Source organism: Rhizobium sp. CF122 (assembly GCF_000282035.1).
Classification (GTDB): Bacteria; Pseudomonadota; Alphaproteobacteria; order Rhizobiales; family Rhizobiaceae; genus Rhizobium.
In genome coordinates, this window is sequence record NZ_AKKA01000108.1 from 1 (window position 1) to 735 (window position 735).

1 protein-coding gene is annotated in these 735 nt (G+C 54.3%); it reads left to right on the forward strand.

The window, feature by feature from the left end; all coding sequences use genetic code 11:
• Positions 1-370: flagellin (locus PMI09_RS26145; protein WP_007801447.1), on the forward strand; the 370-nt coding region annotated here is incomplete at its 5' end.
• Positions 371-735: the final 365 nt, after the last annotated feature.

Below are 735 nucleotides of genomic sequence, written 5' to 3' on the forward strand. Positions count from 1 at the left end.
GACGACGGGTGGTATCCTCGGCACGAACGGCGCCAGCTCGGGTAGCTCCATCTACGGCTTCACGATCGGCGCCAGCACGACCCAGGCCAACATCGACAACCTGCTGACGGACGTCGAAACCGCTCTGAAGAACATGACGACCCTCGGTTCGCAGCTCGGTTCGCTCCAGCAGCGCGTCGACATCCAGACCGACTTCGTATCTTCGCTCAGCGACTCGATCGACTCCGGTATCGGCCGCCTGGTCGACGCCGACATGGAAGAAGAGTCCTCCAAGCTCAGCGCCTTGCAGACCCAGCAGCAGCTGGCAATCCAGTCGCTGTCGATTGCGAACTCCTCTTCGCAGAACATCCTCTCGCTGTTCCGCGGCTAATAATAGCCTCGCGCAGCAACAGAGAAAGAGATTTGCGGCCGGGGCTTGCCCCGGCCGCAAATGTTTTAATTTCCGGTTAATGAAGTCAAGCTAACCAACGGATATTTTTAATGATTTTTAATTTTTTGGTTCAGCATTTCTTAACCATGATAAGGTTTTATGTGCCTATCGAAACGGCGAGTTGACTGAGCACGAAGAGAGCAGTCAACAGGCATGATGCTGATCGCCGTTCCCGGTAGTCCGGAGTGTCCCTTCCTATCAATTATGCCAAAGGGGCAAATTAAAAATGACCAGCATTCTGACCAATAACTCCGCAATGGCCGCACTCCAGACGCTGCGTGGTGTCAACAAGGGCTTGAGTGACA